General features: G+C 52.5%; 27 protein-coding genes. 12 read left to right on the forward strand and 15 right to left on the reverse strand.

The genetic code is table 11. The features are described from left to right. Nucleotides 1–21 precede the first annotated feature (21 nt). Nucleotides 22–432 carry a GNAT family N-acetyltransferase gene (locus HFD94_RS21405; protein WP_243234815.1) on the forward strand — a complete coding sequence of 137 codons (411 nt, stop codon included), beginning with the start codon at nucleotides 22–24 and terminating at the stop codon, nucleotides 430–432. An 81-nt stretch (nucleotides 433–513) separates the two neighbouring features. On the opposite strand, the gene HFD94_RS21410 is transcribed toward HFD94_RS21405, so the two are convergent. Beyond that, a complete protein-coding gene (locus HFD94_RS21410; RefSeq protein WP_167433535.1) occupies nucleotides 514–930 on the reverse strand; it encodes a GNAT family N-acetyltransferase in 417 nt (138 codons plus the stop codon). 327 nt (nucleotides 931–1,257) lie between these two features. Between HFD94_RS21410 and HFD94_RS21415 the strand changes: the two genes are divergently transcribed. After that, on the forward strand, nucleotides 1,258–1,989 hold the full coding sequence (locus HFD94_RS21415) for an aspartate/glutamate racemase family protein (protein WP_033780081.1): 732 nt from the start codon (nucleotides 1,258–1,260) through the stop codon (nucleotides 1,987–1,989). 240 nt (nucleotides 1,990–2,229) lie between these two features. Here HFD94_RS21415 and HFD94_RS21420 read toward each other — a convergent pair whose 3' ends face one another. From HFD94_RS21420 to HFD94_RS21435, 4 genes are all read right to left on the reverse strand, one after another. Beyond that, entirely contained in the window at nucleotides 2,230–2,682 is a 453-nt protein-coding gene (locus tag HFD94_RS21420; RefSeq protein ID WP_122890079.1) for a GNAT family N-acetyltransferase, read from the reverse strand. A gap of 124 nt (nucleotides 2,683–2,806) precedes the next feature. After that, nucleotides 2,807–3,745 (reverse strand): right-handed parallel beta-helix repeat-containing protein, encoded by a 939-nt coding sequence (locus HFD94_RS21425; RefSeq protein WP_148037990.1) that lies wholly within the window; start codon nucleotides 3,743–3,745, stop codon nucleotides 2,807–2,809. 9 nt (nucleotides 3,746–3,754) lie between these two features. Continuing rightward, nucleotides 3,755–4,375, reverse strand: coding sequence for a LysE family translocator (locus HFD94_RS21430; protein WP_033780078.1), 621 nt, complete (start codon nucleotides 4,373–4,375; stop codon nucleotides 3,755–3,757). A 66-nt stretch (nucleotides 4,376–4,441) separates the two neighbouring features. Further along, on the reverse strand, nucleotides 4,442–5,167 hold the full coding sequence (locus HFD94_RS21435; protein ID WP_010259124.1) for a type 1 glutamine amidotransferase: 726 nt from the start codon (nucleotides 5,165–5,167) through the stop codon (nucleotides 4,442–4,444). Nucleotides 5,168–5,280: 113 nt separating this feature from the next. Here HFD94_RS21435 and HFD94_RS21440 point away from each other — a divergent pair, with 113 nt between their 5' ends. From HFD94_RS21440 to HFD94_RS21455, 3 genes are all read left to right on the forward strand, one after another. Beyond that, nucleotides 5,281–6,054 (forward strand): helix-turn-helix transcriptional regulator, encoded by a 774-nt coding sequence (locus tag HFD94_RS21440; protein WP_010259125.1) that lies wholly within the window; start codon nucleotides 5,281–5,283, stop codon nucleotides 6,052–6,054. A 509-nt stretch (nucleotides 6,055–6,563) separates the two neighbouring features. Next, complete coding sequence (locus HFD94_RS21450) at nucleotides 6,564–6,950, forward strand: hypothetical protein (protein ID WP_045139921.1); 387 nt, start codon at nucleotides 6,564–6,566, stop codon at nucleotides 6,948–6,950. Between the two features lie 198 nt (nucleotides 6,951–7,148). Continuing rightward, nucleotides 7,149–7,400 (forward strand): hypothetical protein, encoded by a 252-nt coding sequence (locus HFD94_RS21455; RefSeq protein ID WP_010670662.1) that lies wholly within the window; start codon nucleotides 7,149–7,151, stop codon nucleotides 7,398–7,400. Nucleotides 7,401–7,692: 292 nt separating this feature from the next. On the opposite strand, the gene HFD94_RS21460 is transcribed toward HFD94_RS21455, so the two are convergent. Both HFD94_RS21460 and HFD94_RS21465 read right to left on the reverse strand, forming a co-directional pair. Then, a complete protein-coding gene (locus tag HFD94_RS21460) occupies nucleotides 7,693–8,940 on the reverse strand; it encodes a sensor domain-containing diguanylate cyclase (RefSeq protein ID WP_010259132.1) in 1,248 nt (415 codons plus the stop codon). 433 nt (nucleotides 8,941–9,373) lie between these two features. After that, the gene (locus HFD94_RS21465) at nucleotides 9,374–9,757 is read right to left on the reverse strand and encodes a nuclear transport factor 2 family protein (protein ID WP_033786812.1); all 384 of its coding nucleotides are present in this window, start codon (nucleotides 9,755–9,757) and stop codon (nucleotides 9,374–9,376) included. Nucleotides 9,758–9,990: 233 nt separating this feature from the next. On the opposite strand from HFD94_RS21465, the gene HFD94_RS21470 reads away from it, so the two are divergent. The 5 genes from HFD94_RS21470 to HFD94_RS21490 all read left to right on the forward strand — a co-directional run bounded on the left by HFD94_RS21470 (nucleotide 9,991) and on the right by HFD94_RS21490 (nucleotide 14,407). Continuing rightward, the gene (locus HFD94_RS21470) at nucleotides 9,991–10,629 is read left to right on the forward strand and encodes a TetR/AcrR family transcriptional regulator (protein WP_167433536.1); all 639 of its coding nucleotides are present in this window, start codon (nucleotides 9,991–9,993) and stop codon (nucleotides 10,627–10,629) included. 63 nt (nucleotides 10,630–10,692) lie between these two features. After that, nucleotides 10,693–11,274: a TetR/AcrR family transcriptional regulator gene (locus HFD94_RS21475; RefSeq protein ID WP_029519282.1), complete on the forward strand. Its 582-nt coding sequence runs from the start codon at nucleotides 10,693–10,695 to the stop codon at nucleotides 11,272–11,274. A 53-nt stretch (nucleotides 11,275–11,327) separates the two neighbouring features. Continuing rightward, nucleotides 11,328–12,431: an alkene reductase gene (locus HFD94_RS21480; protein WP_061703362.1), complete on the forward strand. Its 1,104-nt coding sequence runs from the start codon at nucleotides 11,328–11,330 to the stop codon at nucleotides 12,429–12,431. 53 nt (nucleotides 12,432–12,484) lie between these two features. Beyond that, nucleotides 12,485–13,228, forward strand: coding sequence for an SDR family oxidoreductase (locus HFD94_RS21485; protein WP_167433537.1), 744 nt, complete (start codon nucleotides 12,485–12,487; stop codon nucleotides 13,226–13,228). A gap of 405 nt (nucleotides 13,229–13,633) precedes the next feature. Further along, a complete protein-coding gene (locus HFD94_RS21490) occupies nucleotides 13,634–14,407 on the forward strand; it encodes a hypothetical protein (protein WP_122459900.1) in 774 nt (257 codons plus the stop codon). Between the two features lie 101 nt (nucleotides 14,408–14,508). On the opposite strand, the gene HFD94_RS21495 is transcribed toward HFD94_RS21490, so the two are convergent. After that, a complete protein-coding gene (locus HFD94_RS21495; RefSeq protein WP_167433538.1) occupies nucleotides 14,509–14,835 on the reverse strand; it encodes a hypothetical protein in 327 nt (108 codons plus the stop codon). A gap of 185 nt (nucleotides 14,836–15,020) precedes the next feature. Then, entirely contained in the window at nucleotides 15,021–16,091 is a 1,071-nt protein-coding gene (locus HFD94_RS21500; protein ID WP_010259142.1) for a LacI family DNA-binding transcriptional regulator, read from the reverse strand. Nucleotides 16,092–16,356: 265 nt separating this feature from the next. On the opposite strand from HFD94_RS21500, the gene HFD94_RS21505 reads away from it, so the two are divergent. Further along, nucleotides 16,357–17,619 (forward strand): maltoporin, encoded by a 1,263-nt coding sequence (locus HFD94_RS21505; protein ID WP_122890057.1) that lies wholly within the window; start codon nucleotides 16,357–16,359, stop codon nucleotides 17,617–17,619. Nucleotides 17,620–17,702: 83 nt separating this feature from the next. On the opposite strand, the gene HFD94_RS21510 is transcribed toward HFD94_RS21505, so the two are convergent. From HFD94_RS21510 to HFD94_RS21535, 6 genes are all read right to left on the reverse strand, one after another. Then, nucleotides 17,703–18,026, reverse strand: coding sequence for a glucose PTS transporter subunit EIIB (locus tag HFD94_RS21510; protein WP_010259145.1), 324 nt, complete (start codon nucleotides 18,024–18,026; stop codon nucleotides 17,703–17,705). A gap of 543 nt (nucleotides 18,027–18,569) precedes the next feature. After that, the gene (locus HFD94_RS21515; protein ID WP_122890056.1) at nucleotides 18,570–20,645 is read right to left on the reverse strand and encodes a beta-galactosidase; all 2,076 of its coding nucleotides are present in this window, start codon (nucleotides 20,643–20,645) and stop codon (nucleotides 18,570–18,572) included. Nucleotides 20,646–20,686: 41 nt separating this feature from the next. After that, nucleotides 20,687–21,880: a glycosyl hydrolase 53 family protein gene (locus tag HFD94_RS21520; protein ID WP_122890055.1), complete on the reverse strand. Its 1,194-nt coding sequence runs from the start codon at nucleotides 21,878–21,880 to the stop codon at nucleotides 20,687–20,689. 3 nt (nucleotides 21,881–21,883) lie between these two features. Beyond that, on the reverse strand, nucleotides 21,884–22,735 hold the full coding sequence (locus HFD94_RS21525; RefSeq protein ID WP_010259151.1) for a sugar ABC transporter permease: 852 nt from the start codon (nucleotides 22,733–22,735) through the stop codon (nucleotides 21,884–21,886). Nucleotides 22,736–22,745: 10 nt separating this feature from the next. Next, a complete protein-coding gene (locus tag HFD94_RS21530; RefSeq protein WP_029519279.1) occupies nucleotides 22,746–24,053 on the reverse strand; it encodes a carbohydrate ABC transporter permease in 1,308 nt (435 codons plus the stop codon). Nucleotides 24,054–24,094: 41 nt separating this feature from the next. After that, nucleotides 24,095–25,315 (reverse strand): extracellular solute-binding protein, encoded by a 1,221-nt coding sequence (locus HFD94_RS21535; protein WP_010670651.1) that lies wholly within the window; start codon nucleotides 25,313–25,315, stop codon nucleotides 24,095–24,097. Between the two features lie 324 nt (nucleotides 25,316–25,639). Here HFD94_RS21535 and HFD94_RS21540 point away from each other — a divergent pair, with 324 nt between their 5' ends. Beyond that, nucleotides 25,640–26,758: an ABC transporter ATP-binding protein gene (locus HFD94_RS21540; protein WP_010259154.1), complete on the forward strand. Its 1,119-nt coding sequence runs from the start codon at nucleotides 25,640–25,642 to the stop codon at nucleotides 26,756–26,758. Nucleotides 26,759–26,882: the final 124 nt, after the last annotated feature.

Raw genomic sequence — 26,882 nt, forward strand, 5'->3', positions numbered from 1 at the left:
ATCAGATGCCACCGACAGAATATGAAAACCAGTATTATCAACGGCTCGGAAGTGTCTAGATTATCCGTGGCGATTCACTGCCTGGATCTTTCAACAGTTACTGATGAGCAGCTCCGGTGCATTATCGTACGTGATGAAGGTGGCTTACCTGCAGGTTGTGGTGCTTTGCTATTTCATGAAAATGGCTCAGCTGAGATTAAGCGGGTTTATATTCGACCGGAATATCGGCGTAGGAAGCTCGGAGAACAGATAGTCAGCGCAATCGAGACGATTGCTTCAGAAAAGAATTTGAGCCTATTGCAGCTTGAAACAGGGATTCACCAGCAAGCGGCTATAGCACTTTATCGTAGATGCGGTTATGAGATATGCAATTCATTCCCACCTTATGCAACAGATCCGTTGAGTGTTTTTATGTGCAAAAAACTTCCTTAACTTCATGTTTTTATGTTGCTAAAGGGTGTAGATGCAAAGTTATAATGTCCGCACCACCACCTATGAACAGGCTATCTGGTTTTATCGGAGAGGCTTTTTCATTGAAGGTGATGTGTGAGCCACAAAGCCATTCCGTTCATAAAACGGTATCGCCTGCTGTCCGGCATCAAGGAACACGAAGTTCATATCCCTGCTTTCTGATTCAGTGGTGGCAAAATCCAGCAATTTTTTCCCTATCCCTGTGCTTCTTAAAGCCTCATCTACGATCAAATCATCAATATGGAGATGTGATCCTCTGGCCAGAGTATGAACGGGACGGAAACCCATCAAGCCAAGCATTTTTTCATTGCCAAATGCGCCAACAAGTTCATAACCGTTCAACGTCTGAATTCTGACGCTTTCGATAAATTTTTCTTTGGAAATGTTCCGTAGCTGTGAAATCAGACTGTAAGCATGATCCCATTCTAGCGGCAGTAACTTTCTGATTGAAATGTTCATAGTGCCTTCATTTCCATATAGGTTTCTGATTTTATAAGCTTATGAGCAATGATCCGCAACAGTGAAGTTATGTTTAACGTATTAGAACATTCAGTTGCCATAAGTGAAACGTCTGCTCCTCGCTCATAGCGGACCTTCCGGAGCGTAGGTCCGCTTTGTGCCTGAAGCCTGCTCTCTCCGCATCATGATATGTTGATCAATTGCGGCAGTTCACCTGCACCTTTCTGAGTGACCTCCCGCATGTTCATTCCGTTCGTCAGTAATTTTGCAGGCAACTTAGCTATAATTTGTTAAGCGGAAAGAAGATCTTAAAAGGAGGCACTGACAATGACTGTTTCTATAGGTGTGCTTGCAGGAATGGGACCCCGCTCCACAGCCCCCTTCGTTGATATGCTGGTGACAGAGTGTCACATCGGGTACGGAGCGAAATATGATATGGATTTTCCTAAAATGCATATTATCTCGTTGCCGACACCTTTCTGGCCTGGCAAGAAAGTTGATGATAATGCGATGATCGCAACCCTGCAGCAGGGTATTGCCGAACTCGTCAGGGCCAAAGTGAGTCTGATAGCTGTTCCCTGTAATCTTGCGCACTGCTACTTTGCCGAAATGAAGGCGGTGAGCTTCGCTATTCCACTTCTGCATATCGCAGACAGTGCACTTGAGTCACTGCCTGCAGAAGCAACCAGGATTGCTGTACTGGCTACGGAACCTACACTGGAAGCGAGTTTTTATCAGGAGCGGATAGAAGCTTCTGGCAAAGAGATTATTGATTCACCTCTGCTTCGTGAGATGACCACATCGCTAATTGGACGGGTTAAAAAGAAAGGTTTTCATGACTCTGGTGTACAGTCAGAGTGGATGAATTTAATGTCTGTAGTGGCAATTCTTAAGGTGGAGGCTCTCCTTATTGCCTGTACAGATCTTAGTCCCCTGATAACAGAAAACACTTTCAGCTTTGTTATCGTGGATACGGCTGCAAGCCTTTCCAGTGCGACCATTAAAAACTACAGACGTCTGTCCGGGAAAATTACAAGCGACACCCATAATACCGGCTAACCTGATGTCCGCTCTTCGCTCAAAGCTGCCAGTCAGTTCCTTTGATTTCCTGAAGAAGTTTAAGCCGCCGTTCTGCATGCCTGGTCAGAAACGCAGTGTGTCCAGAGCGGCGCGGATTTACCTGTAATTGCTCTGATTTGCCTGAAAGTGGTTTGGTTATGTCAGTGCTGTATCCCGGCAGGCGTTCCTGAAAAGTGGTTCAGTGGACAGAAAATGCGGTCTATCCATGACGTGACTATATCAACGCACTGGGTCTCTGAGACAGAGATGGTGCGTGACTTTTTCTATGCCCGTCAAAGCAACAAAGCCAGCTCGTTCATAGAAAGTGAATGCCGATTGAGGAGCGTTTGTGTTGATAAAATCAAACCAGTGGCCAGAATCCTTAAGTATCTCACTGAGCAGAGCGCTGCCAACCTGCCTTTTTCTCCATCCTGAGTCTACATAGAGATGTCGCAGACGTCCGATGCCAGTTTTTAGTGTAAACGGGTCGATGTTGAGTCCACACACGCCAATGATTAATCCATCTACAGAAGCCCCAATTAGTTTTTCTCCGGGTCTGTCAAAGCGGTTATGTCCGCTAAGCCAGTTGTCTTCCAGTCGGCGTAACATGTTAAACCCTTCAGCCATGCTCTGCGATCTTAACTCAGTAAATCCTGGGCTGTCCGGGGTGACGCTTGTGAGTTGGATATTCATGATTCTTCCAATGATTTCAATCTGCATAGTCAGGACAGAATTATGATTGTGTCCAGTATGACAATGGCACTCTCATACTTCCTACTGCCATCAATGCTCGCTTTGTGCCAAAAGCGGACAAAAATTATTGGGAGATTATGGACGCTGGTTCAGCCGGCGCATTGAGATGAACATCACACTGAGGGCCAAAGCATTGTATCTGCTGGCAGGCAGGCTTAACGCTGAGGCAATTGTGATAAACGTGCATGTTATGCAGTCTGACATTAAAGACGGTGTCCATATGGATACCGTAATCGGCATTGTCATGCACCTCCAGACCGCTCATATAAACGTTGATCAGGTGCGAACCCCGAATGCCGTGCCCGCGTGGGCTGGCATAATAACCTCCGCTGTTTTTTCCGGTCTGGATTAGACGAACATCTGCGACGCGGCGAAGGTAGATGTTGTGAAAATAGTCCTTGTCAGTGTTGCCATTGTTATGCAACTTCAGATCCGTCGCCATGACATGACTGGCGCCTTTGATATGGATCCCATCGCTGCTGTTCTCCACCTCAACGTTCTGAAGAGTAATATCATTACAGCCGGTTTTTTCATCGGCGGTCGGGTCTCCGCTGCAGTTAAAAAAGAGACCAATCTGATTATTCCTCAGATCCTGACTGTCAGCCCGTTGGTCAATAGTGCCGACCAGTTTCACATCCTTTATCGTGACGTGGCTGGCGGCAGTGGTATAGAGCAGCGGCGCATTAATGGTGCTCCTCACCGCAGGACTCCAGGTGATAACCGTACCCGGCCCCGTGCCTTGAAGTGCCACATTGCTGCTCAGCAACAGGCTGCTGGCCTGAAACCAGGTACCTTTACCGAGCAGTACCGTGCCGCCACCGGCGACCTGCTTAATGCATTCAGACAGTTTTTGTGAAGATGAACACGCCACCGTGCCAGCAGCAACTGCAGCGGGGAGGTAACATGCCAGCATGAAACCAGCGATAAAACTGACATTGCGTAAAAGGGCTTTCAAAGTAATTTTGCTCACAGTTAACTTAAGAACAGAGGGAGAGGTCAACACTGACAGAGATCATCTCAGAAGGAGCCGGATCCCCAGATACCCCATCACCAGCCCACTCGCTTTATCCAGCCGGGATTTGTATTTCATATAGGTGAGACGTGGCTTTTCAGCCGATAACAGCCATGCCACCAGGCCATACCAGACTGCATCAATGAAGAACGCCATACCGGGCAACAAAAGATAAAGATAGGGCGAGATATGCTGACTGAGCAGCGCAGCAAAAATACTGCCAAATACAATTGCTGTATTCGGATTACTGAGCTGAGTCGCCATACCGGTAAGAAACGCGCGGCCCGGACGGTGTGCGTTTTCGCCTCCCAGGCTCAGATCCAGGCTGTTGCCCGTTCTGAAAAGCATGCCACAGCCAAGCCAGAGAAGGTAAACCCCACCGGCGGTTTTAAGCGCGGCATACAGCCAGGGAACCAGCTCCAGCAGAGAGTGCAGCCCGGCCAGCGCAATGACTGAGAAAATCATGCATCCCACGCCCATGCCTGCGGCGGCGGACAGCGCACTGAGGCGAGATGAGACTACGGCAGTACGTACTATCATGATGAAGCTTGGCCCGGGACTCATGGCGCCTACCAGGATAGCGCCGGCTATCGTCAGAAGGGCGGCTGGCGATTCAGTCATAGTGTTACCTGCACTGTTAGTTTCAGAATTGCCTCTTTTGAGCAGGATAATCTGCGCAAAAGACGATCATTGATGGCTCTGGTTGTAACGCCCGGCCAGTTTGTCCAGGAATGTGAACAGAGCCTGGTTCATCTCCCGGTAATCATGTGCACGCAGTTGTGCAGGCGTATGGACAAAGCGGTATTCACCCGCCCGGCCCAGATCCTTTTCGGAGTGGGCAATAAGCAGTTCGACTACTTCCGGTGTCAGCTCCATGTGGCACTGGAAACCGAACACCAGATCGCTGTAGGCGACGATCTGACGCGGGCACCCTTCACTGTGGGCGATGACCGTGGCATCAGGCGTCAGCCCAGGCATATCGTTATGCCAGTGACCGACCTCAAGCGTGTGTCCGAAATGTGAAAACAGCTCATGCTGTTGCCCTGCCTGCGTCAGAGAGACAGGAAACTTGCCGATCTCTTTTTCCGGGCTGTGTGCAAAAGAAGCACCGAGCGCCTCACCAATGAGCTGGGAACCCAGGCAGATGCCAATAACGGCTTTACCTGCGCGCACAGCGGATGCGATGACCGCCTGCTCAGCCTTTGCATCAAAATGCGGGCACTCTTCAGGGGTGGTTGCCGGGTCCTGTGGACCGCCCATAACAATCAAAAAATCGATGTCATCCACGCTGGACGGTAGAGCCTCACCTTCATAAACTCGTGAATAGGTGACGTGATTACCTTTGCCTATGGCCCAGGACTCATAAGCGCCGGGAGCCTCAAAACTTTCATGGATGATGAAATGCACGTGCATTTAAATATGCTCCTGTAATGCTTATGTTAACCTTAATTTTTCAAGTTTCACCCTGTCGGGATGTTATGAATCGGGTGAGTCCAACTAAGATAACTGCAGGAACTAAATTTGAAATGCCAGGTAGCATAGATAAAGCGCCAAGACATGATGAAGCGACGGGATGGTCTAGCACCGCCATCAGCTATCAACGCGGAGAGACCGATCCTCCTCATCATCATATTGAAGGACAGCTCTTATTTGCTACCAGGGGCGTTATGTTGGTCGAAACAGAGGGCAATCGTTGGGTGATCCCCCCTCAGCGGGCATTATGGCTACCGCCTCTGCAGATTCACAGCTACAATCTGCTATCCCACACCGACTTACGGGCCATTTATTTCAGTAGCAGTCTTATCGAAGAATGCCTGAATTTTACTAAGAGTCGCCAGGTGCATGTGATTACAGCCACCGCACTGGTGAAAGAGCTGATAGCCGGGCTTTTCAATGCCGACTACACTGGACCGAGCCAGCGTAAAATGGCGCTGTTAATTTTAGAAATTCTCAGTGAGGCAAAGCCTTTGACCGCGGAGCTACCTATGCCGCATGATGAGCGCTTAAACAGGGCAACCAAAGAGTTACTGGTCAGTCACCGCTGGGAAGCATCTCTAAGCGATCTGGCCCATATTGCCAATATGTCTGAACGCACCTTCTCGCGAATGTTTATTAAGGATACGGGCTTCAGCTTCAGAACCTGGAAGCAAAGAGCAAGAATTTGTGCGTCATTAGATCTCCTCGCCAATGGCATCTCAATTAAGCAGGTCTCCTACCAACTGGGCTTCTCATGTCCGGCTGCATTTACCGCTGCATTTCGTTCCATTCTGGAATTAACACCACGCAATTTTCTTCTTTAGCACATGGCCAATGTCCGCTTTTCGCTCAAAGCAGCCAGTCGATGCGCTAACATCACGTTTTCAATCAGTCACCGTTTACTGCGCTGGCGAACGTGTGCGTAACCCCCGCGATGTCTGTTCCTCTGGGCTTCCTTTCTTCCCATAATCTGCCGATTGGCATGCAGTTCTGTGCAGGATTTAATCAGGAGAATTTATTGCTGGCACTGGCGGGTCAGCTTGAAAGCGCTTATCCGTGGCAGACAAGAAAACCAGCGGGGAGAGGCGACCGGCTCATAAAGTCACCTGGAAAACTTTAGCTCAATGCTCACGGTTGACATGACTCTCCGTAACAGGCATACCACTTTGTCAGTTTTGCCGTTAGCGAACAGGTGAACAACCGGGAACTTACGCTATCGAACAATCTGATATTGTGAGTATTTGCGCTCGTCGTCAGAAGCGGAATAATATCGATATCGGTGGTTTTAATCTGCGGAAGTAACAACTCAGGGCTGAAAGAGCAGGAGATTAATATGCAATCAGTTCACCTCATGGGTGATGGATACGAACCTCATGTGACACAGGAGGAAGGTAAACTGACCTACTTATTGCCTGTTGATTCTGGTTTTATCAGCTATGAATTTGCCTTTGAGATCAGCCGGCACGATCTGGACATTCTGCTTTCCGATGATTACAGACGTGCCGTGCTCGAAATTACTGCGCATACCTTGCTCCAGCGTTCGACGCTAAAAGGCTATGACCGCTTTACCCAGAAAGACTTCGATAAACTGGTCACAAATACCCTTCACTCCACACCCGATTTCCTGCAAACATTTATTTCTCAGATAAGCCATGAACATCACATTGTTATTGAGCATTACGTGAAAGAAATTATTGACCGGCGTTCTGCCTCACAATGAATACAATGAGTACTAAAGAACACATTTAAACTTTTTGAAGTGAAAGCGACTGTCCCTTCAGGTGGGATATAAAGTGCAAAACAGTGTCCTGCGATAGCTCTACACCTGAACATTCAGATAAAAGAGAGGTTTTACAGAGTGAGTTGTGAGTTCTGTCAGGATCTATGTGTTAAATACGTTATACGGGAACCTCGTCAGTTGAGCCTGGCAATACGTATTGCACATAACGCAGTTAAAGAAGAGATCATTTCCGAAGTTTCAACCATCAATAACTGGAATCAGTACACCTTTTCTGAATGTGCTGAACAGATGATTTGGGGCGATATCGTTGATTACCATTTTGCATGTAATCATTGCGGAACCTCGTTCGTGCTGGGAGCTGAAACCTATCATGGCAGTGGGGGTTACTGGTCTCCCGAAAGTGAAAAACCAACAGAAATAATAAACTGAGGCAATGAATTGCCTTAAGCGGAGTTCCGCGAAGTCACTCAGGCCAGTTCATCACAGACGTTTGAATGAATTCAGTAGCCTGTCTCGCACATAGATGTTGGTCATCAGCTACAGACTTCTTTTTGAGCCTGAAACAGAAAATCTTTCTGCTGTGGCGCGCGGTTTCAGAATATTAGGCGGGTTAATCAGGCGTTCAGGAAATGTATCCTTGCGGGAACAGGCGGCAAAGCGTTAAACGTAAGATCCATTACCTTCAAATCCGGAAGGTCATACCAGCAATCATATGCATCGACTAAGGCTCTTCTGACTCAAAAAACTGATACGACCCATCACGTCGGGCTTTGGCCTGGTACATCGCTTTATCCGCGTTTTCGAATAATATTTTGGCCGATGCCGTCCCAAAGCGGGCAAGGCTGATACCGATAGCCGCGCCAATGCGCACATCCATATTATCAATGGCGAATGGCGCGTGCAGACTTTCAATAATACGCAGGGCAATGGCAGCGGCTGTATCGCGATTTCTGCACTTTGCCGCCACAACAAATTCATCTCCGCCCAGTCGCGCCAGTGAGTCGCCCGGACGCATACAGCGTTGCAGCCGTTCACTGACCTGCTGCAGCAAGGCATCCCCTGTCGCGTGGCCCATCAAATCGTTCACCGCCTTAAAGCCATTCAGATCGATAAACATCACCGTCGTATAGGCCTCATCATCCACCTTCGCCAGCATGCGCCCGACCTGGTCGTTGATCCAGGTACGATTATGCAGCCCGGTCAGCGTATCCAGCGTTGCCAGCTTCTCCAGATTGCGCATCCTCTCTTTGTCTCGCGTAATGTCGCGCGACACCAGAACTGCACCGATATTTTTGCCGGTAGAGGGATTGATGACGCCACAGGCTTTGGTGCCCAGAATGATGTAGTGGCCGTCACGATGCAGCTTGCGCACCTCAACGACGTCCGGCAGCACTCCCCCGTTGAAGATGCAGGCCAGAGCTTCAGAGGCGGGGCCGCGGTCATCGGGATGCAGGAAATCCACCACCAGCTGACCGACAACTTCTTCGGCTGTCCAGCCAATCATTTCGCTATAAGAGGGCGAGATTGAAACGTACCGGCCATCCGCGTCGCAATGGGCAATCAGATCGGTGCTGTTTTCAATTAACAGACGATACTCTGCCGCCGTGCGCAGCGCATCTTCCAGCGCTTTACGCTGTCCGGTCACATCAAGAATGAAGCCGTTATACTGCAGACGGGACGTGCCAGGCTGGCGATCCGGCAGGCCAGATACAATAACCCGACGCGTCTTGCCATCCAGACAATGGATCGGCACTTCAATATGAAAAGGCGTCAGGAAATCAAGCGCTGCGGTCAGTTGCAGCGCGATCTTTGCATCGTCGTCGGCCTGTGCCAGTCTCAGCCATGAACTCAGCGTCACACCCTTCAGTTCAGGCATCAGACCAGCAGGGCTTTCCTGACTGGCGACGCAGATACCCTGGGCATCTGTAGACCAGACAGCGGTAAAAGAGGGTTTGATCATTGTGTTCATGGCGGCCGACTCCGACGTAGCTGACGATATTAAACAGGCTCAATACTCGTCGCTACAGACCTGATTATAACCGTTAATGTCCGCCTGTAGCTGAAGGAGGATCCGGAGACAGGTTCACCATTGCGAGAATACCCGCCATTGACGGCGGCTGACGCTGCGCTTGTCCGTCTGCAGCTGCTGAGGTGCCGCCCTGCCCGCACAAAAGTGAGCGAACCCGGGATTCAGTGTCAGAAGTACGAGCCAGTGTTTATCGGCCGATCGGGCCAGAATCTTTAATGATGCCACCTCTGCCAAAAGCGCTGGGGTATGATTATGTTGATTAATAGCAACCGGATAATCAGGCGTAAAATCACCTTACTGTTTTAGTCGTCTCAATACCTTTTTGCAGCCCGCAGCAAACGCAGGCTGCAACGGTCAGCTGACCAGACCTGGATCAGTCTGCCGTATGTGTGTGATAGATCTTGCTGACCACGGTCCAGCGATCGTTCACTTTCAGCAGGTTAAAAAAATCAGTGAAACGGAAACCAGAAATGTCGTCAGTGTCGATGCGGGCACTGGCGGCAGTCCCAACAATATCTACGCGCACGATAGCCGCTTTTGCTTCGGGTGAAGGACGGAATGCGGTGTCGATGGTGTCAAACAATCCCTGAATTGGACCGCCGCTGAGGTTGCCGTCACTGTCGAGACCAAAAATGGTCGCCCTGTCGCTGAAAGCGGGCTTCATGAGCTCACTTTTCGCCTGCTTTCCTCCCTCGTTATACTGATTCAGCACTGCCACGATGGCGTTATAGTCCTGTACATAGGTCGTGTTATTCATCTGTTTTCTCTCCGTTCTGATTAATAAGGTATCCCTTCAGACACCCCGCTTTTGGGTGATATTTTCTGACACAGACACGTACCGACTCAGCGCGACATCAGCCTGCCGGGGGAGAGCAGGCGGGATAAAAGGCGAGCCACTGTGTCGATTTAATTCTGTAGTGAGCACTACGTAATAGTATTATTGTATAGTGATCACTATGTAATGTGTCAAGAGAATGATTGAGGCCGTCTATGAAAATACCTGACCAGCCTGCTGCCACTGAAAAGCCGAAAGGCCGGCCACGAAGCTTTGACCGTGATAAAGCGTTGCTGAAGGCGCTGGATCTGTTCTGGCGCAAAGGTTTTGAGCCAGCATCGGTTGCCGAACTTTGCGCCGCCATGGAAATCAACCCACCCAGCCTCTATTCCGCCTTTGGCAATAAAGCAAAACTTTTTCTGGAGGCCGTGAACTACTACGAAACGAAGTACTGGAAAGCGACCTGGCTGCGGCTTGAGGAGATGCAGGATATTGGTGAAGCGATTGACGGTTTCTTTAGCGAAGCAGCCGATATTCTGCTCTCCCCTTCAGCGCCCTGCGGCTGCATGGTGGTGCTGGCAGCCATCAATGTTTCAGCAGAATCGACGGATGTTATCAGGGCGGTTAGCGTTCTCAGGCAGGAAGGAAAAGATCTGTTTGAAAAAAGGCTGGTCAGAGCGGTTCAGGAGAAGCAACTGCCCGCAGATACCAACACCGTCGCGCTGGCTACCGTTCTGAATACGCTGCTGGAAGGCATGTCGATAGAGGCGAAAGACGGTGCGACGCTTCAGAGCCTGAAATTGATCGGGCAGCACGCCACCCGACTGCTTCACCCGCTCACAATCAGAAACTGAAAGCATGAAAAAGGTCAAAAGTTACTAGACGACCGGTCAGTTTTTCACTAGAGTGTGCACATTATGAAAAGAAACGTGACAGATATGCGGCAGCACATCATTGATGTGGCCAGGGCGATCATTACTCATAAGGGCTACAGCGCCGTCGGGATTTCCGAGATTGTAAAAGCGGCGGATATCCCAAAAGGCTCGTTCTATTACTACTTTCCGTCGAAGGAAGCGTTTGCAGAGGCGCTGCTGGAGCACTACTTCAGCCACTATTTGCTGGAAGTAGAGCATCAGCTAGGCGGAACAGGAACGGCGAGAGAGCGACTGCTGCGCTATTTTACCTTCTGGAAAACGACCCAGGGCGCAGACCTGCCTGAAAGTAAATGTCTCGTGGTCAAGCTGGGGGCGGAAGTCTGCGACCAGTACGATAACATGCGGCATGTGCTGGCAACGGGCACCCATGAAATTGTGCTCAAAATTGCTGCCTGCCTCCGACTCGGTCAGGAAGATGGCTCCCTGCCCGCCGTAACGGATGCCACTGAACTGGCAGAAGAACTCTATCAGCTCTGGCTGGGGGCTTCCCTGATGGCGAAAATCCACGATCCTGACAAAGCGTTCAGTCAGGCAATGAACGCAACAACACGGCTACTTGGGTAGCCGGTTTTTTTTATCCAATTACTAGACGACCGGTCAACTATTAAGAGGTTTATATGACTGACAACAGTACCCGTACCGATTTATTTTCACCTGTTTCGATGGGCAGCCTTCAGCTGTCAAACCGCATTGTCATGGCACCGGTCACGCGTAGCCGTTACGGTGAAGAGGGTGTGCCTGATGAACTCCATGCTACCTACTATGCACAGCGTGCCGGGGCTGGCCTGATTATTTCTGAAGCCACCAACATCTCTCCGCAGGGACGCGGCTATGCCGCTACGCCGGGGATATGGAGCGAAGAGCAGGTGGCTGGATGGAAAAAAGTCACTGATGCGGTTCACGCTAAAGGCGGCAAAATCGTCTGCCAGTTATGGCACGTGGGCCGTTTTTCAAGCGTGGAACTGCAGCCTGAGGGCCAGCGTCCGGTTGCACCTTCTGCTATTAAAGCTGATGGACAGACTTACACCGTAAACGGTTTTGTGCCGGTATCGACGCCGCGGGCGCTGGAAACAGAAGAAATCCCCGGCATTATTGAGCAATATAAACGTGCAGCTGAAAATGCCCTGCGTGCCGGTTTTGACGGCGTTGAGGTGCACTCCGCCAACAGTTACCTGCTCGATCAGTTCCTGCGTGATTCCACCAATCACCGTACTGACGCCTACGGTGGCTCTATTGAAAACCGCGCCCGCCTGACGCTGGAAGTGACAGAAGCCATCATCAACATCTGGGGCAATGACAAAGTCGGTATCCGCCTCTCTCCGGTCACGCCTGATGCCGGTAACACCCCGCCAGACAGCAATGTTATGGCGATGTACGGCTACCTCATTCAGCAACTTAACCGGTTCAACCTGGCTTATCTGCACTTCGTTGAAGGCGCGACGGCCACCTCTCGTGATGTGCCTGCCGATGTGGACATGGACGCGCTGAGCGCCCAGTTCAACGGTCCGTTTATTGGCAATAACAACTATGACCTTGAGATGGCCATCAGCCGCCGCAACGCCGGAATTATTGATGCGGTTGCCTTTGGACGCCTGTTCATCTCCAACCCGGATCTGGTTAAGCGTCTGCGTTACGGTGCCGCGCTGACCATCGCGCCGAAAGAAGCCTATTACGGCGGTGGTGCAGAGGGTTATACCGACTGGCCGGAAGCCAGCTACTGATAACGGTTTATGGCGGGTGACTACCCGCCCCTTTCACCAGAAGGAGAATTAAAATGAATTACCTGCAACAGAAAACAGCCATTATTACGGGTGCATCCTCCGGGATTGGTGCGGCTACCGCGCAGGAACTTGCGCGTCATGGTGTGAATATTGTGGCGGCAGCACTGGACCAGGATGGCCTCGATACGCTGGTACGCCAGATTGAAGCTGAAGGGGGACACGCTGTCGGCCGGGTAACCGATGTTACGCGTCTGGAAGAAACCCAGGCGCTGGTGAAGTTCGCCAGTGACACCTTCGGCTCGGCAGACATACTGATTAACAATGCGGGCCTGATGCTTTTCTCAAGCTGGAGTGACGTTGCCTGGGAAGAGTGGAACAAAATGGTCGACGTCAACATCAAAGGCTATCTGAACGCCATTGCCTCTGTGTTACCCGTTATGCTGAAGAAAAATGAGGGACAGATCCTGAATATGGCATCGGTTGCAGGTCATCAGGTGGATGCGGGTGCAGGGGTTTACAGTGCAACAAAATTCTTCGTCCATGCCATGACAGAATCGATGCGCAAAGACTTAGGAGTTAATAACGGGATACGCGTCAATACCATCAGCCCTGGCGTTATCAATACCGGCTGGGCCGATAAAGTCGGCGATCCTCAGGGCCGTAAAGTGGCTCAGGAACTCAATAAATTAGCCATCAGCCCACAGGATGTGGCTAATGCGGTGGTGTATGCACTTAATCAGCCGCAGAACGTTACCGTCAACGACCTGATCGTTTCTCCCACCAGACAAAACTGGTGATATCCGGATAAGAGCGTCGGGGTTGCTATGCCATCCACCCTGCCCTGATGCTGATTATCAGGGCAATACTGCCCCGGCATGGCTCGCACGCCCTGATGCTACTTTCCTTCAATTTTCGCCTGATTAAGCCGCCGGGCTATCACTCTTTGCATCGCCTGAAAATTAAGAAGAAAACAGAGTAACTCAGAATTAATTCTTATATTTTAACAAAGAAAATAGCCCGACCACCGCACTCAGACTGGGCAAACATTACATTAAATCAAAGGGTAAATGCCGGCTTAGTGAGTGACAAGCTGTGATCAAAATTCCTGTCATAGTTTTCTTTAGCTTAACCTTTTCTTAAGATTAATCTTATAACATCGTCTCTGTATTAGCCCATACTGGGCTGTTCCGGAGTATCACCCTATGCAAAATAACAACACAGCTTCTCACTCTCTCAGTAAAGTTCCGGCCGTTACCGCGGCTTTCTGGTTAACCAAAATCGCTGCGACTACCCTGGGTGAAACCGGCGGCGATGCGGTGACCATGTCGATGAATCTCGGTTACCTGACCGGGACATTGATTTTCGCCATCATCTTTCTTGTCGCGGTGGTGGTACAGATAAATCGCCACAGTTTCAACAAATGGATTTACTGGTTCACCGTGGTGGCCACAACCACCGTCGGCACGACGATGGCAGATTTTGCCGATCGCTCACTGGGCATAGGGTATTTAGGTGGCACCGTGCTGCTGAGCACCCTGCTTATCCTCTCGCTTTTCCTGTGGAAAATCACCTGCGGTACGGTTGCGGTCAGTTCAGTGAGCAACGGCGTCACAGAGAGTTTTTACTGGGTCACTATTATGTTTTCACAAACCCTGGGCACGGCCTTAGGTGACTGGACGGCAGACACTGAAGGGCTGGGCTACGATGGCGGGATCCTGCTGTTTGTTGGCGCGCTGGCAATCATCTGGGCGGCCAGTCGCTTTACATCACTTTCGCGTACGGGGCTCTTCTGGGCGGCCTTTATCCTGACCCGACCACTGGGTGCCGTGGTCGGCGACTTTCTGGACAAACCCCTTGCCTCAGGCGGACTCGCGCTAAGCCGCTACGGTGCCTCACTGACGCTGGCGCTAATCATCATCGCTCTTCTGGTGATACTGCCACAGCGTCCGGCAATGAAGACCGCCACGGCGAGTTAAAAAACGTTACTGGCAGATTTACAGATAACGCATCGACTTAAACGTAATCAGGGCCGCCAGCGATGGCGGCTTTTTTATTATCTGATGCGTAACAGGCTACATCAGACAGATTGCTCAAAGGAGACGATTTGACCATCGGGTGCAGCAGCGAGTACCGGCAGACTCTCTGCTGGCTCCTGCATTTTCACCCGAAACGCCGTGTTGCTGGCATCAAGGAAAACGGTTCTCAGATGACGGTTACAGATGAACCATATTTCATCGCGGTCATTTGAAAGAATGTAGTAAGCATCTGATGTTTCAGAGGGGTTAAAACAGCCCAGCGCGCGATAAGCCGTCTGCGGGGTAAAACCGCTGGAAAGCGGCAGTGGCCTGGGGCCATGCGCTAACTCTTCAATCCTGAGGTAAAGCCCCTGTTCAAGCCACAGCATAATGTCACTCCCTGAGAGTAGAGAAACCGGGCTGAACGTGTCGGCTGCATTACCGCGAAGCAGAATGCCCGTTCACTGACCGATTTAGTGATCGGATAATTTTTCCGACGTGCAGAATCGTTATCCTGATCTGAGCATAGCAGCGGCGCGTTCTTATGCTTTTTTTATCTGCTTGCGGTGTTCTGCTACTCAAGGCGACTGGCGAGCAGCCGCAGCTGCTCAGCAATCTGCTTCAGATCACGCTGCTGCTGACCGGCGATACCCGTCGAGCTGCGTACCACCAGTTTTGCCGGAAGGATAGAAGAGGAACGCTGCTCATCCTGCTCACTGGCTAACAACAGACGCGCAACGGCCTCTTTGCCCTGTAAATCAAGATCGAGCGACACCGTGGTCAGCGCCGGATGGAAGAAGGCACTTTCATAGGTGTCATCGTAGCCAATCACCGAAATCTGCCCCGGCACCGCTACACCGCGCTGATGCAGCGCGCTCAGCACTCCCAGTGCCATCTGATCATTTCCCACCAGCAGCGCGCTGAACTCCGGCGCTTCACGCAGCAGTTGCAGCACGCCGTTGTAACCACTTTGCGCATCCCAGTTACCGTGGCTGACGCTGACCGGCTTCAGACGATAGCTCTCCAGCGTATCCAGCCAGCTCTTTAACCGCAGATTGGCAGAAACGGACTCCTCTGGCCCGGCCAGCAGAGCAAATTCCCGATGCCCCTGCTCGTAGAGATATTTGACACTGGCACGGGTACCGTCAGCCGGGTTAAACGATACGTTAAACACCGCGCTGTACGGATCAACATCAAGAAACAGGCACAGGATATCGTCGTTCTCCTGCACGATCTGCTCCGCATCACTGCTCTCCAGCGGAACGTTGATAATCACCTTATCCACGCGCTGCGACTTCAGCTCATTGATACAGTTCTGCAGACTTTGATTGACGTTCTCATCAATCATGGCGATCAGCACCTGATAGTCAGCGGCATTGGCATATCGTTTAACCGCAGCGGCCACCTGCGAAGGAGCATGCAACGCCAGCGATGTGGTCACCAGACCCAGCGTTGTGCTCTGCTTACCCACCAGCTGTTGCGCCAGTCTGTTTGGCACGTAGCGCAGGGTTTCAATAGAGTGCTCCACCTTGCGCCGCGTTGATTCTGAGACGTTTGCCGACTTATTCAAAACCCGCGAAACCGTCTGATAAGAGACGCCAGCATGGCGGGCGACATCCTCTAAGGTGGCATTTTTTGATTTCATAATTCGCATCCCTGATTACCGATGGCGGAATGGTATCACAGCAGCCGAATAAGCCAGGTTACCGCAGTCACATTGCGCAAATAAAAAGTAAAAGTCATACCTTCACATCACGAGATTTGGTGATCTGATTCACTAATCGTTACAAATACCGCCACTTTATTTGCACTGCATCACACATTATCGCGATTTTGTTTGTCACTCATCTGACAAAAAGCGTTAACTGCCGCTGTCATGTGAACGTATTACAAATAAAATTGAGGATAACATGGAAACAAGGTTACGTACTGCTGCTGTGGCGCTTGCTGCGGCCCTGACCTCCCCGACGCTCTATGCTGCTATCGACAACATTGATTTCCATGGCTATCTGCGTGGTGGCGTTGGCGTATCGCAGGATGGCGGTATTGAAGAGTATCAAAAGAACAAGATTGGCCGTCTCGGCAACGAAGCTGACACCTACGGCGAGGTTGAGCTGGGCAGCGAAGTCTACAAAAAGGATGACGTCAGTTTTTACGTCGACACCATGGTCAGCATGTTCTCCGACGGTTCTAACGATAACGAAACCACCTTCGGTGACGATGCGCAGTTTGGTTTGCGTCAGCTTAATCTGCAGATCAAAGGGCTGGTGCCGGGTGACAAGAATGCGGTGATCTGGGGCGGTAAACGTTACTACCAGCGTCACGATTTGCACATCATTGATACCAAATACTGGAATATCTCCGGCTCCGGTGCGGGTATCGAAAATTACACTCTGGGCCCGGGCGCGATCTCCTTTGCCTGGATCCGTGGCGATGCCAATGACGTCGATTACCGGGTGGATGGCGATAACGACGTCAACATTAACTACCTCGATCTTCGGTATGCTGGCTGGAAACCGTGGAGCGGCGCCTGGACCGAGTTTGGTATTGATTACGCCATGCCGAACACCACCAAAAAGCAGGAAGAGTATGGTGGCCTGTATGATGCGGGAAACGGCGTTATGCTCACCAGTGAAATCAGTCAGGATATGTGGGGCGGCTATCAGAAACTGGTGTTCCAGTACGCTAACAAAGGCCTGGCACAAAATATGATTTCACAGGGCGGTGGCTGGTATGACATGTGGAACGATACCCGCGATGCCACCGGATACCGCGTAATCAATACCGGCCTGCTGCCGATCACCGACAAGTTCTCCCTGAATCAGGTCTTAACCTGGGGTTCAGCGGATGACGTCACCGCGCAGACCAGCAAAAGCACCCTGCTGTCGCTGGTGGGTCGAGGTCAGTATCAGTTCACGCAATATGTCCGCGGCATCGGCGAAGTGGGTAGTTTCTGGCAGAAAGATGAGAACAAAGTGGGCAGCGACTATAAACAGGCGGGTCAGAAATATACGCTGGCGCTGGGTCTCGCAGCCGGTCCCGAATTTATGTCACGCCCGGAACTGCGTCTGTTTGCCTCTTACCTGAATGACTCAGAAGACGGACACAGTTTCCAGGACAACACCAGTAACAACACCTGGAACTTCGGCGTACAGGTCGAAGCCTGGTGGTAACCAAGCAGTCTCCTCATTGTGATCATTGTTAAGCTCTTATGCAGGGGCTTATTTGGATAACCGGCGACGGTTATCCATTTTTTTTACTCCGGCTGAAGCGGCTTAAAGAATCGGGCTTCCAGCAACTGACGCAGCTGGTCGGATTGCGTACCAAAGATGGCATGAACTTCCTGCCCCAGAATCACCACGCCAATCGCCCCCGCCTTCTGTAATCCTGCCGTATCTACCGCTCTCAGCGATGTCACTTTCACCCGCAGCCGGGTTAAACAGGCGTCCACCTGCTGAATATTTTCACGCCCGCCGAAGCACTCTACAAGACGCTCCAGCAGCGCACTGTCAATCTCAACCTCTTCCGCCGTCAGCGGCTGCCGACTGAAATATTGCTTAAACGATTTCAGACTCACCATGTTGTTCTCCTCCAGATAATAAAAAGGCGGGCTGCTGCCCGCCACTCACGACTGATAAACGAAAACGAGGGGGAATAGCTTCAGGGCACTCACAGAAAATACACTCTTCCTGCCCTCAAACCCTATTCCTCCGCCACAAAGTCCGCAATTAAAGCCACGGCAGAACTTCCCACACACAACTCTCATGCTCAAAGCTCAGCCTGCCAACAAATTTAACCAAACCTGCTCATTATCCACAGTTCCCGCACCCTCCTGCCACAGACAATGCCCAAACTCAAAGCGATGGGGGCATATGCCTGGAGCAAAGCATCACGGGCCAGGGATGGCCCGTGCTGAGCTGGCAGGAATGCCATCTTTTGCGTCTTTGCGGAAGGCATATGCCCCCTGAGCCAGTGCTCAGACTGCCAGCAAACTTAATCAAGCTGCTCCATATCAACAGTTCCGGCAACCTCCTGCCACAAACAACGCCCAGACTCTAAGCGATGTGGGCATTTGCACCCTGAGCTAACCCTCACCCTGCCATCGAGCGGCATTCAACTAACTTTAAAGGCTTGTGCCTTCAGTTAGCATCACACTCAGAACGCGACATCCCCACGGCGCCAGCACCAGCGATTCCCCCACAACCGAGCCATCGATCAAATCGCTGAGCCCAGCAGGCAACGACAGCTGCTGCACCTGACCGGTAAAATTCTGCACAAAAAGAAACGCCTGTTCGCCATCAGTGCGCCGCTGAACGACCACACCCGGTGGCAGATCAATCGCCAGAGCGCGTGGCAACGCCAGCTGCTTAATCAACGCACCATAAAAATCCCGCTGGAACGACAGATCATTACGCGATGCGATATACCAGGCTTTGCCCTGACCCACGCGATTCACCGTCACCGCCGGGGTACCGGCATAAAAATCGCTCTCATAGCTGGCCAGCGCCGTTGCCCCTTCCAGATGAATATGCTCGCAAAGCTCTCGCGCCTGATAAGGCCCGCTCAGACCCAGCTCATTGCCGCGCACCCCGCGTACACCATTAAACTCCTCATCAGTCAGACTATCGATCTCTTCTGACCAGATGCCAAGCAACGGCCGCAACGGCCCCGGGAAGCCACCGGGATAACACAGATCGCTCTCATTCACGATGCCGCTCCAGTAGCTGGCAACGAAATGCCCGCCCCGCTCAAGATGCTGCTCCACCCGCGCCGCAAAACCATCCCGCACCATATACAGCATCGGCGCAATCACCAGATCGTAACCACTGAGATCGCAGTCGCCGTTAATCACATCCACCGCCACGCCCTGCTCCCAGAAAGCACGATAGTGCTCGTTCACTGTGCGCTCATAATGCAGTCCGAGATTGCGCGGCCCCTGCGCATTATCCATCGCCCAGCGACTCTCCCAGTCGAAAATAATCGCCACCCGCGCCTCAACCCGGCTGCCCATCACCGGCGTCATTGCGGCCAGCATCCGGCCCAGCTTACTCACCTCACGACCGGTGCGCGTATCAAGATGACCCACATGATCGACTACCGCGCCATGAAACTTCTCGACAGAACCCCGGCTCTTGCGCCACTGAAAATATTGCACCGCGTCCGCACCATGGGCCACCGCCTGCAGTGACGACAGAATATGCATCCCCGGCTTCTTCAGCTTGCTGGTCGGCTGCCAGTTGGTGGCGCTCGGCGTCGACTCCATCAACACGAAAGGCTTGCCCTGCTTCAGGGTGCGCATCAAATCGTGGTACATCGCGGTATAACAGGCGAGCGTGGTCTCATCCTTCTCGTTATGCCACATCGGGTAGCTATCCCAGGAGATAAAATCGAGCGCCGGTGCCAGCTTCCAGTAATCGTAGTCGTAGAAATATTCCATAAAATTGGTGGTCGCAGGCAGATCGGGATTGGCCTGCTTCAGCGGTTTAATCTCCTCACGACAGAAGTCAGTAACCTGATCCGTCATAAACCGCCGCCAGTCCAGATTCAGACCGTGAATCGACATCTCACCCTGTGGCGCTGGCGACACAATCTGTGACCAGTCGCTGTAGGTATGACTCCAGAAATCACTCCACCAGGCGAGATTCAGGTTCTCCAGCGTCTCATATCGGCGCTGCAACCAGCTGCGAAACGCCTGCTGACAGCGATCACAATGACATTCTCCGCCATACTCATTGGAAATATGCCAGCCGAGCACCGCCGGATGATGCGCATAACGCGCCGCCAGCCGGCTGTTCATCGCCTGCACTTTCTGGCGATACACCGGCGAGGTCATGCAGTGGTTATGACGACCACCATGCAGAGCCGGCACGCGATCGCGCCCCACACGCAGCACCTCCGGATACGCCTGCGACATCCAGGCTGGTCTGGCCCCGCTCGGGGTAGCAAGAAACACGGATATCCCCTGCAGCCAGAGCGTATCAATCACCTCATCCAGCCAGCCAAATTCATAGCGCCCCTCTTCCGGCTCCAGCTTCGCCCAGCTGAAAATACCCACCGACATAACGTTGCAGTTCGCCTGCTTCATCATCATGACGTCGTCATCAATAATGCCCGGCTGGTGCACCCACTGTTCGGGATTGTAGTCAGCACCATGCAGCAGCCGGTTAACCCGTGCGCTGAGCGGGGGAAATTTATTCATACCTGTTCCTCAGAGGTAGACATCAGCATTTGCGCTAATGGTTAATGAAAAACCTGCAGCGAAGGCAGCGCCTTGCCGTGACAGTCAAACAGCGCCTGGTTTTCGCGGGCGTTACCCTGTTTCCATTCGTCGTGGATATATTTCATGCCAGCGGGCGTCGCCCAGGTATTGCCGGGCGCAGGGATCCACGCCGGTTCCCAGTAGACCACGCCCTTGCCGCGATGGTCCGGCACCGCCAGCACCGCTTTGATCAGATCGTGCAGATAAGCCGCCTGGCCTGCTACGCTGCCGGGATAGCCGCCCGCCTGCTCCTCTTTGGCCTGGAAACTGTTCTCCGCGCTATCGCAGTTTTCCAGCGTGTAGCCGTAGGCCGCTTCCACCACCATCACGTCTTTGTCATAGCGCCGGGAGATATCATCCATGTTGGCTTTCAGGGCGCTGATGGGGCCGTTCCAGTAGGTGTACATCGACAGGCCAATCACATCGAATGGCACATCACGCTTAACGATCTCGTCGAACCACCAGCGGAACATGTCGTTCTTTGTGCCCTCAGCCAGGTGCAGCATGATCTTCACCTGATGCGGGTCGCTGAGATTCTCACGCACCCCGCTGATCCCGGCTTTCAGCAGACCGGCCAGCCGATCAAACTCACCGCCGTTCTGGCCCCAGCTTTTGCCTTCCGGCCAGAGCATGCCACCGTTAAGTTCATTGCCAATCTGCACGATATCCGGCATCACACCGTCCGCTTTGAAACGGGCGATGGTGTCGCGGGTATAGTCATGAACCTGGGTTTCCAGCTGCGGAAAAGGCAGCGACTGCCAGGCTTTGGGCTTGAACTGCTTGCCTGGGTCTGTCCAGAAGTCGCTGTAGTGGATATCCAGCAGTAGCTTCAGGCCCGCCGCTTTTACGCGCTTCGCCAGCGCCAGCGTGGTCGTCAGATCGTTGCCGCCACCACCGTAGGTCTGACCGCTGCCGTCGCGGGGATCCACCCACAGCCGCAGCCGTATGGTGTTGATGCCGCTGGCTTTCAGGATGGCGATGGCATCCTGCTGCTGGTTATCTGCGTTGTAGAATTTCGCACCCTGCTTCTCCAGTTCAGCCAGCGATGAGATATCCGCACCTTTGATAAAATCGGCTGGCCACGGCGCGGCAGAGCCGATGACAGGCTGATCGGCGGCGAGCAGCGGTGTCGCCCAGGCCAGTGCCAGGGCGAGAATCAATGTTTTTGGCGTCATGATTTATCCTTTAGTACTGCCTGAGGCCAGGCCAGAAACGAAGTATTTCTGCAGGGCCAGATAGAACACCGCCACCGGCACGGCGATCAGCACAGCACCGGCGGCATATGTGGTGTAGCTGGCGCCCATTTTTTGCGACACCAGGTTATAGAGGCCAATCGGCAGCGTGAACTGCTCTGGCGTTCGCAGAATGGTGCTGGAGAGGATGAAATCACCCAGCGGGCCGGTGAAGGAGAACAGCGCCACTACCGCCAGGATCGGCTTCGACAGCGGCATAATGATCTCAACAAAGATGCGGAAGTTGCCTGCACCGTCCATGCGCGCTGACTCATCCAGATCTTTGGGAATCGAGTCGAGATAACCCTTCATCAGCCAGGTGTTCATCGGGATCATCCCGCCAACGTAGATAAGCACCAGCGCCAGATGGCTGTTGATCAACCCCAGCAGCTGCGACAGCACGAAAATCGCGATCAGCGCCGAAAACTGCGGGATCATCTGTAACAACAGAAACAGCATTAGTCCGTTCTGCCGCCCCTTGAACCGAAAACGGGAAAAAGCGTAGGCGGTACAGCTGACACTGATCAACGTCAGCACCATGGTCAGGAAACTGATTTTCATCGAATTCCAGTACCACGTCAGGTAAGGCACCGTGCCATTGAACAGGTCGCGGTAGTGCTGCAGCGACGCATTCTCCGGAATGATCGAACTGCTGAGCAGGCTGTTACCTGCATTCAGTGATGCTCCTACTGTCCAGACCAGCGGATAGATAATGATGGCCGAGACGGCCAGTACCACCAGCCAGGTCAGCGACAGGCGTATCCACCTTTCGCGTTTAATACTGCCGGACTTCGCCATAACTGATTCCTTACGCCATCTCATCTTGTTTAAACGACCGGGTCGCGCGGAACTGCCACAGCGCCAGACCTACCACGAAAATCGACAGCAAAATGGTGATAGTGGCGGCGATAGCATATTGCGACGAAGACATGGTGAGCTTGTAGATCCACGACACCAGGATATCGGTTCCTCCGGCATTCGACCCCGCCACCGCCGGACCGCCGTTGTTAAACAGATAGATGATGTTGAAATTATTAAAGTTGAAGGTGTATTGCGTGATGATGATCGGCGCAATGGCGTAGAGCACCAGCGGCAGCGTGATGGTTTTCAGCCGCGTCCAGGCGCTGGCACCGTCCATGATCGCCGCCTCATAGAGATCGTCAGGGATCGCCTGCAGGACGCCGGTAGTCATCGCAAACACAAACGGGAAACCGAGCCAGGTCTGCATCATAATCAGCGCGGTTTTGGTCCAGAATGGATCGGTCATCCACGCTTTAGGTGCAATGCCAAAGAAGTCGAGAATAGCGTTGTTGATCACCCCAAAGCTGTCGTTGAACATTCCGGCGAAGACCAGAATGGTGACGAAGCCCGGCACCGCCCACGGCAGGATAAAGATGGTGCGGATCAGCGGCTTAAAGCGCAGGTCCTTCTGATTGACCAGAATCGCCAGCATGACGCCCACGGTGCACTGCAGCGTGGTAGCGAGCAGTGTCCAGACAACCGTCCATTGCAGCACATCAAAGAAGGTGGAGCGCCAGATCGACAGAGTAAAAATGTTGATGAAGTTTTTGAACCCCACCCAGTCCACCAGCTTCGCCGGAGGCGTGTGATAGAGGTTGTAGTTGGTGAAGGCGATGGCGAAACCGAACAGAATCGGAAACACCACTACAAACACCAGCAGAATAAAGCCTGGCGAAATCATCAGATAGGGGAAGCCATCGCGCAGCAGTAACTGATACTGCTGGCGCACGCTGTTCAGCTTCTGGCCCTTGTCGCGCCTGACGCCATTGACCCAGGCGTCGCGCATTGACACTCCCCAGACCGCCACGCCGAAGGCGGCAATCAGTACGCTGATAATGCCCTCTGCCAGCAGAAAAATGGAGTTATCACGCGGCACCGATTCGCCCAGCGTATAGAGCCCCCAGAATCCCTCACGCAGAAAATCGTGGAAGACGCCGGTAAAACTGCTGAGCAAAATCAGAAAACAGAGCCCTTTAGCCCACTGGCGGTGGTAAAACTGGCCGAAGCCAGGCAGCAGTGCCAACAGCGCACCGGTGGTCGCATGACGACGCGGACGCTTAGCCGTCACCAGATTTTCATCGGAAGATATAGCCACACCCTGATCCTTATCCTGTACGGTTATCCCGTGAACCTGCATTACTGGTTGCTGGCCTGCATCGCTTCAATCTGCATGGTGATCTGCTTCACTGCATTATCCAGTGCCGCTTTTGGCTCCTGCTTGCCGGATACGCTCAGCTCCAGCGCAGCATTGGCTGGCCCCCACACTTCCTGCATTTCCGGCACGCCAGGCATCGCTGACGCACGCGCCGCCTGCACCGCGACCGCGTTGGCCTTCTCATCATCTTTGATAATCGGATCGTTCATCAGCGCGGTGACCGGTGGGATCTCCTGGGTTTTCTGATAACGCTCTTTCACGTACTGCGGCTGGTTGATGAAGGTGAGGAACTTCTGCGCCAGCGCCTGATCTTTACTCCAGGTAGAGACCACATAGCCTTTGACGCCCAGGAAGGAGCTCATCGGCTTGCCATTAGGCAGCAGCGGCAGCGGTGCCACGCCATAGTTGATTCCGGCAGCCTGATAGGGCTGGAATGCCCACGGCCCATTGATCACCGCCGCCGCTTTCTTCTCGGTAAACAGCGAGTCGATGGCGTTGAGGCCGTTGTCGCCCATGATGCCGCCTGGCAACAATCCTTCACTGAAGAAGCGCTTGAGATAAGTCACCGCTTCCACGCTGCCTGGGGTGTTCAGACCAATATCCTGAGTGTTAATGGCGCCTTTGGCGTCTTTGCCAAAGATGTAAGAGCCCATCGGAGCCATCACGCCCCAGCTGTAATAAATCTGGTCAAACTTAGCGAGCAGGCCATACTGCTTCGCCTCACGCTGCTTCTGGGAGAAGGCACGGTATTCCTCCAGCGTTTTCAGCGGCGACGGCAGCAGATCTTTGTTGTAGATCAGCACCAGCGTTTCCACCGCTTTGGGTACGCCGTAGACCACACTGTTCTGTGTGAAAGCCGCCATTGCTGAGGGGGTGTAAGCGCTCTGCTCTGCTGCATCTATTTTCAGCGGTGCCAGTAATCCCTGTACGACCGCGCTACCGAGCTGGTCATTAGGGATCACCAGGACATCCGGGCCAATACCCGCCGGGCCATCCAGACGCAGCTTCTCAATCTGCTGTGCAAACGGCATCTCCTGAACTTTTACTTCAACGCCGAACTGTTTCTGAAAATCGGCGATCGCCGTTTTGATGCCGTCTGATTTTTTAATGTCTTCCCAGACGGTAAGTTGCTGAGCGGCCCAGGCGGATTGATTAAGCATCAATGCGGAAAGAAGTAGCGTAACGCTGATTTTGATTTTCATTACTGGCCTCATGTGAAGGTATGACATTTTAAGCTGTCATTTGCTGATATTTTTTTTCAGGCACATGCTGAACAAGGAATTATTGAGCATATGCAGTGTGAGTAACGTATCGCATTTGAGCCATACGCTACGCGGAATGCGTACCGCGCTCCAGCCCGTTCGCATCAATGTGTGATCGCTATTACAGAAATCAAAATCAGCGGTAGGGCGCACTCTGGCGGAGCGATATAGTCAGCGCAGGCACCATCAGGGCTGACGTGTAAAAAGACAAACTGTTATACGTCATACATTTCAGCCGCCAAATCCCTTGCCATGAGGATCAGCATGTCCAGCATCAGATTGAGAAACGTCACCAAACGCTTTGGTAAAACAGAAACGCTGAAAAATATCGCGCTTGATATTGAGGCCGGTGAGTTTGCGGTCTTCGTCGGTCCGTCAGGCTGCGGTAAATCCACACTGCTGCGGCTGATCGCCGGGCTGGAAGAGATCAGTGACGGTGAGATTTTGATTGGTGATGAGATCATGAATGATGTCGCACCCTCGCACCGCGGAGTGGCAATGGTGTTTCAGTCTTATGCGCTTTACCCGCATATGACGGTGGCGGAAAATATCGGTTACGGACTGAAGGTGAACGGCGTGCCGAAAGCGCAGATTCAGCATCAGGTAGAGATGGTGGCGAAGACGCTACAGCTTGCGCATCTGCTGGATCGTAAACCAAAGCAGCTTTCCGGCGGTCAGCGTCAGCGTGTCGCCATTGGTCGCGCAATCGTGCGTAATCCCCGGGTGTTTATGTTTGATGAGCCCTTATCGAACCTGGATGCGGAGCTGCGTGTCGATATGCGGCTGCACATTGCGAAGCTGCACCAGGAGCTGAAAACCACCATGGTCTATGTGACGCACGATCAGACGGAAGCAATGACGCTGGCCGATAAGATTGTGGTCATGAACTACGGCAAGGTTGAACAGGTGGGTTCACCGATGGCGCTCTATTACAACCCGATTAACCGCTTTGTCGCCGGTTTTATCGGCTCACCTAAGATGAACTTCCTGCCTGCGCGCGTGGAGCAGTGCGGCCCTGCTGGCCTTGTCGCCCTGATCAATGACGGCGAACATCGGCTGCAGCTCCCCTCGCCCATCCGCCAGTTGCAGCCTGGTGATGAGATCACGCTGGGTATCCGGCCGGAGCAGTTGCAGATCAACGGCGATGCGCCACTGAATATCAACTTCCACTGCGAAGTGGTTGAGCGACTCGGCAACAATACCTATCTGTTTGGTCAGAGCCACGGCCACGACGGCTTCAAGATGCTGCTGCCCGGCGATGTGCATTTCCGTCCTTATCAGACGCTGCGCCCAACCTTCCATCCGCACCATTGCATGGTATTTGATGCTGAAGGTGCTCGTATCAGCGCGGATATAGCGATGCCGCAGGTTCGCGCAGCCTGAAGTAGATGTTTGCATAAAGTTAACGAGAGGCCGGAGACGGCCTTTTCTGTTTTCAGGCCTGGCATAACGCCTGAAGAAAGAGGTCAGGAAAGGGGTTTGCGGGCAAGCCGTGATGACGCGCAGA

It is taken from the genome of Pantoea sp. EKM20T, assembly GCF_011800485.1.
GTDB lineage: Bacteria > Pseudomonadota > Gammaproteobacteria > Enterobacterales > Enterobacteriaceae > Pantoea > Pantoea agglomerans.

Bases quoted from the DNA above. Each gene is read 5' to 3' on its own strand.
- HFD94_RS21410 (WP_167433535.1), bottom strand. From the start codon at position 930: ATGAACATTTCAATCAGAAAGTTACTGCCGCTAGAATGGGATCATGCT.
- HFD94_RS21495 (WP_167433538.1), bottom strand. From the start codon at position 14,835: ATGCTGTGGCTTGAACAGGGGCTTTACCTCAGGATTGAAGAGTTAGCG.
- HFD94_RS21500 (WP_010259142.1), bottom strand. From the start codon at position 16,091: ATGAAATCAAAAAATGCCACCTTAGAGGATGTCGCCCGCCATGCTGGC.
- HFD94_RS21430 (WP_033780078.1), bottom strand. From the start codon at position 4,375: ATGACTGAATCGCCAGCCGCCCTTCTGACGATAGCCGGCGCTATCCTG.
- HFD94_RS21465 (WP_033786812.1), bottom strand. From the start codon at position 9,757: ATGAATAACACGACCTATGTACAGGACTATAACGCCATCGTGGCAGTG.
- HFD94_RS21535 (WP_010670651.1), bottom strand. From the start codon at position 25,315: ATGAAAATCAAAATCAGCGTTACGCTACTTCTTTCCGCATTGATGCTT.
- HFD94_RS21415 (WP_033780081.1), top strand. From the start codon at position 1,258: ATGACTGTTTCTATAGGTGTGCTTGCAGGAATGGGACCCCGCTCCACA.
- HFD94_RS21480 (WP_061703362.1), top strand. From the start codon at position 11,328: ATGACTGACAACAGTACCCGTACCGATTTATTTTCACCTGTTTCGATG.
- HFD94_RS21540 (WP_010259154.1), top strand. From the start codon at position 25,640: ATGTCCAGCATCAGATTGAGAAACGTCACCAAACGCTTTGGTAAAACA.
- HFD94_RS21510 (WP_010259145.1), bottom strand. From the start codon at position 18,026: ATGGTGAGTCTGAAATCGTTTAAGCAATATTTCAGTCGGCAGCCGCTG.
- HFD94_RS21460 (WP_010259132.1), bottom strand. From the start codon at position 8,940: ATGAACACAATGATCAAACCCTCTTTTACCGCTGTCTGGTCTACAGAT.
- HFD94_RS21505 (WP_122890057.1), top strand. From the start codon at position 16,357: ATGGAAACAAGGTTACGTACTGCTGCTGTGGCGCTTGCTGCGGCCCTG.
- HFD94_RS21405 (WP_243234815.1), top strand. From the start codon at position 22: ATGAAAACCAGTATTATCAACGGCTCGGAAGTGTCTAGATTATCCGTG.
- HFD94_RS21435 (WP_010259124.1), bottom strand. From the start codon at position 5,167: ATGCACGTGCATTTCATCATCCATGAAAGTTTTGAGGCTCCCGGCGCT.
- HFD94_RS21520 (WP_122890055.1), bottom strand. From the start codon at position 21,880: ATGACGCCAAAAACATTGATTCTCGCCCTGGCACTGGCCTGGGCGACA.
- HFD94_RS21525 (WP_010259151.1), bottom strand. From the start codon at position 22,735: ATGGCGAAGTCCGGCAGTATTAAACGCGAAAGGTGGATACGCCTGTCG.
- HFD94_RS21485 (WP_167433537.1), top strand. From the start codon at position 12,485: ATGAATTACCTGCAACAGAAAACAGCCATTATTACGGGTGCATCCTCC.
- HFD94_RS21470 (WP_167433536.1), top strand. From the start codon at position 9,991: ATGAAAATACCTGACCAGCCTGCTGCCACTGAAAAGCCGAAAGGCCGG.
- HFD94_RS21475 (WP_029519282.1), top strand. From the start codon at position 10,693: ATGAAAAGAAACGTGACAGATATGCGGCAGCACATCATTGATGTGGCC.
- HFD94_RS21420 (WP_122890079.1), bottom strand. From the start codon at position 2,682: ATGAATATCCAACTCACAAGCGTCACCCCGGACAGCCCAGGATTTACT.
- HFD94_RS21450 (WP_045139921.1), top strand. From the start codon at position 6,564: ATGCAATCAGTTCACCTCATGGGTGATGGATACGAACCTCATGTGACA.
- HFD94_RS21490 (WP_122459900.1), top strand. From the start codon at position 13,634: ATGCAAAATAACAACACAGCTTCTCACTCTCTCAGTAAAGTTCCGGCC.
- HFD94_RS21440 (WP_010259125.1), top strand. From the start codon at position 5,281: ATGCCAGGTAGCATAGATAAAGCGCCAAGACATGATGAAGCGACGGGA.
- HFD94_RS21515 (WP_122890056.1), bottom strand. From the start codon at position 20,645: ATGAATAAATTTCCCCCGCTCAGCGCACGGGTTAACCGGCTGCTGCAT.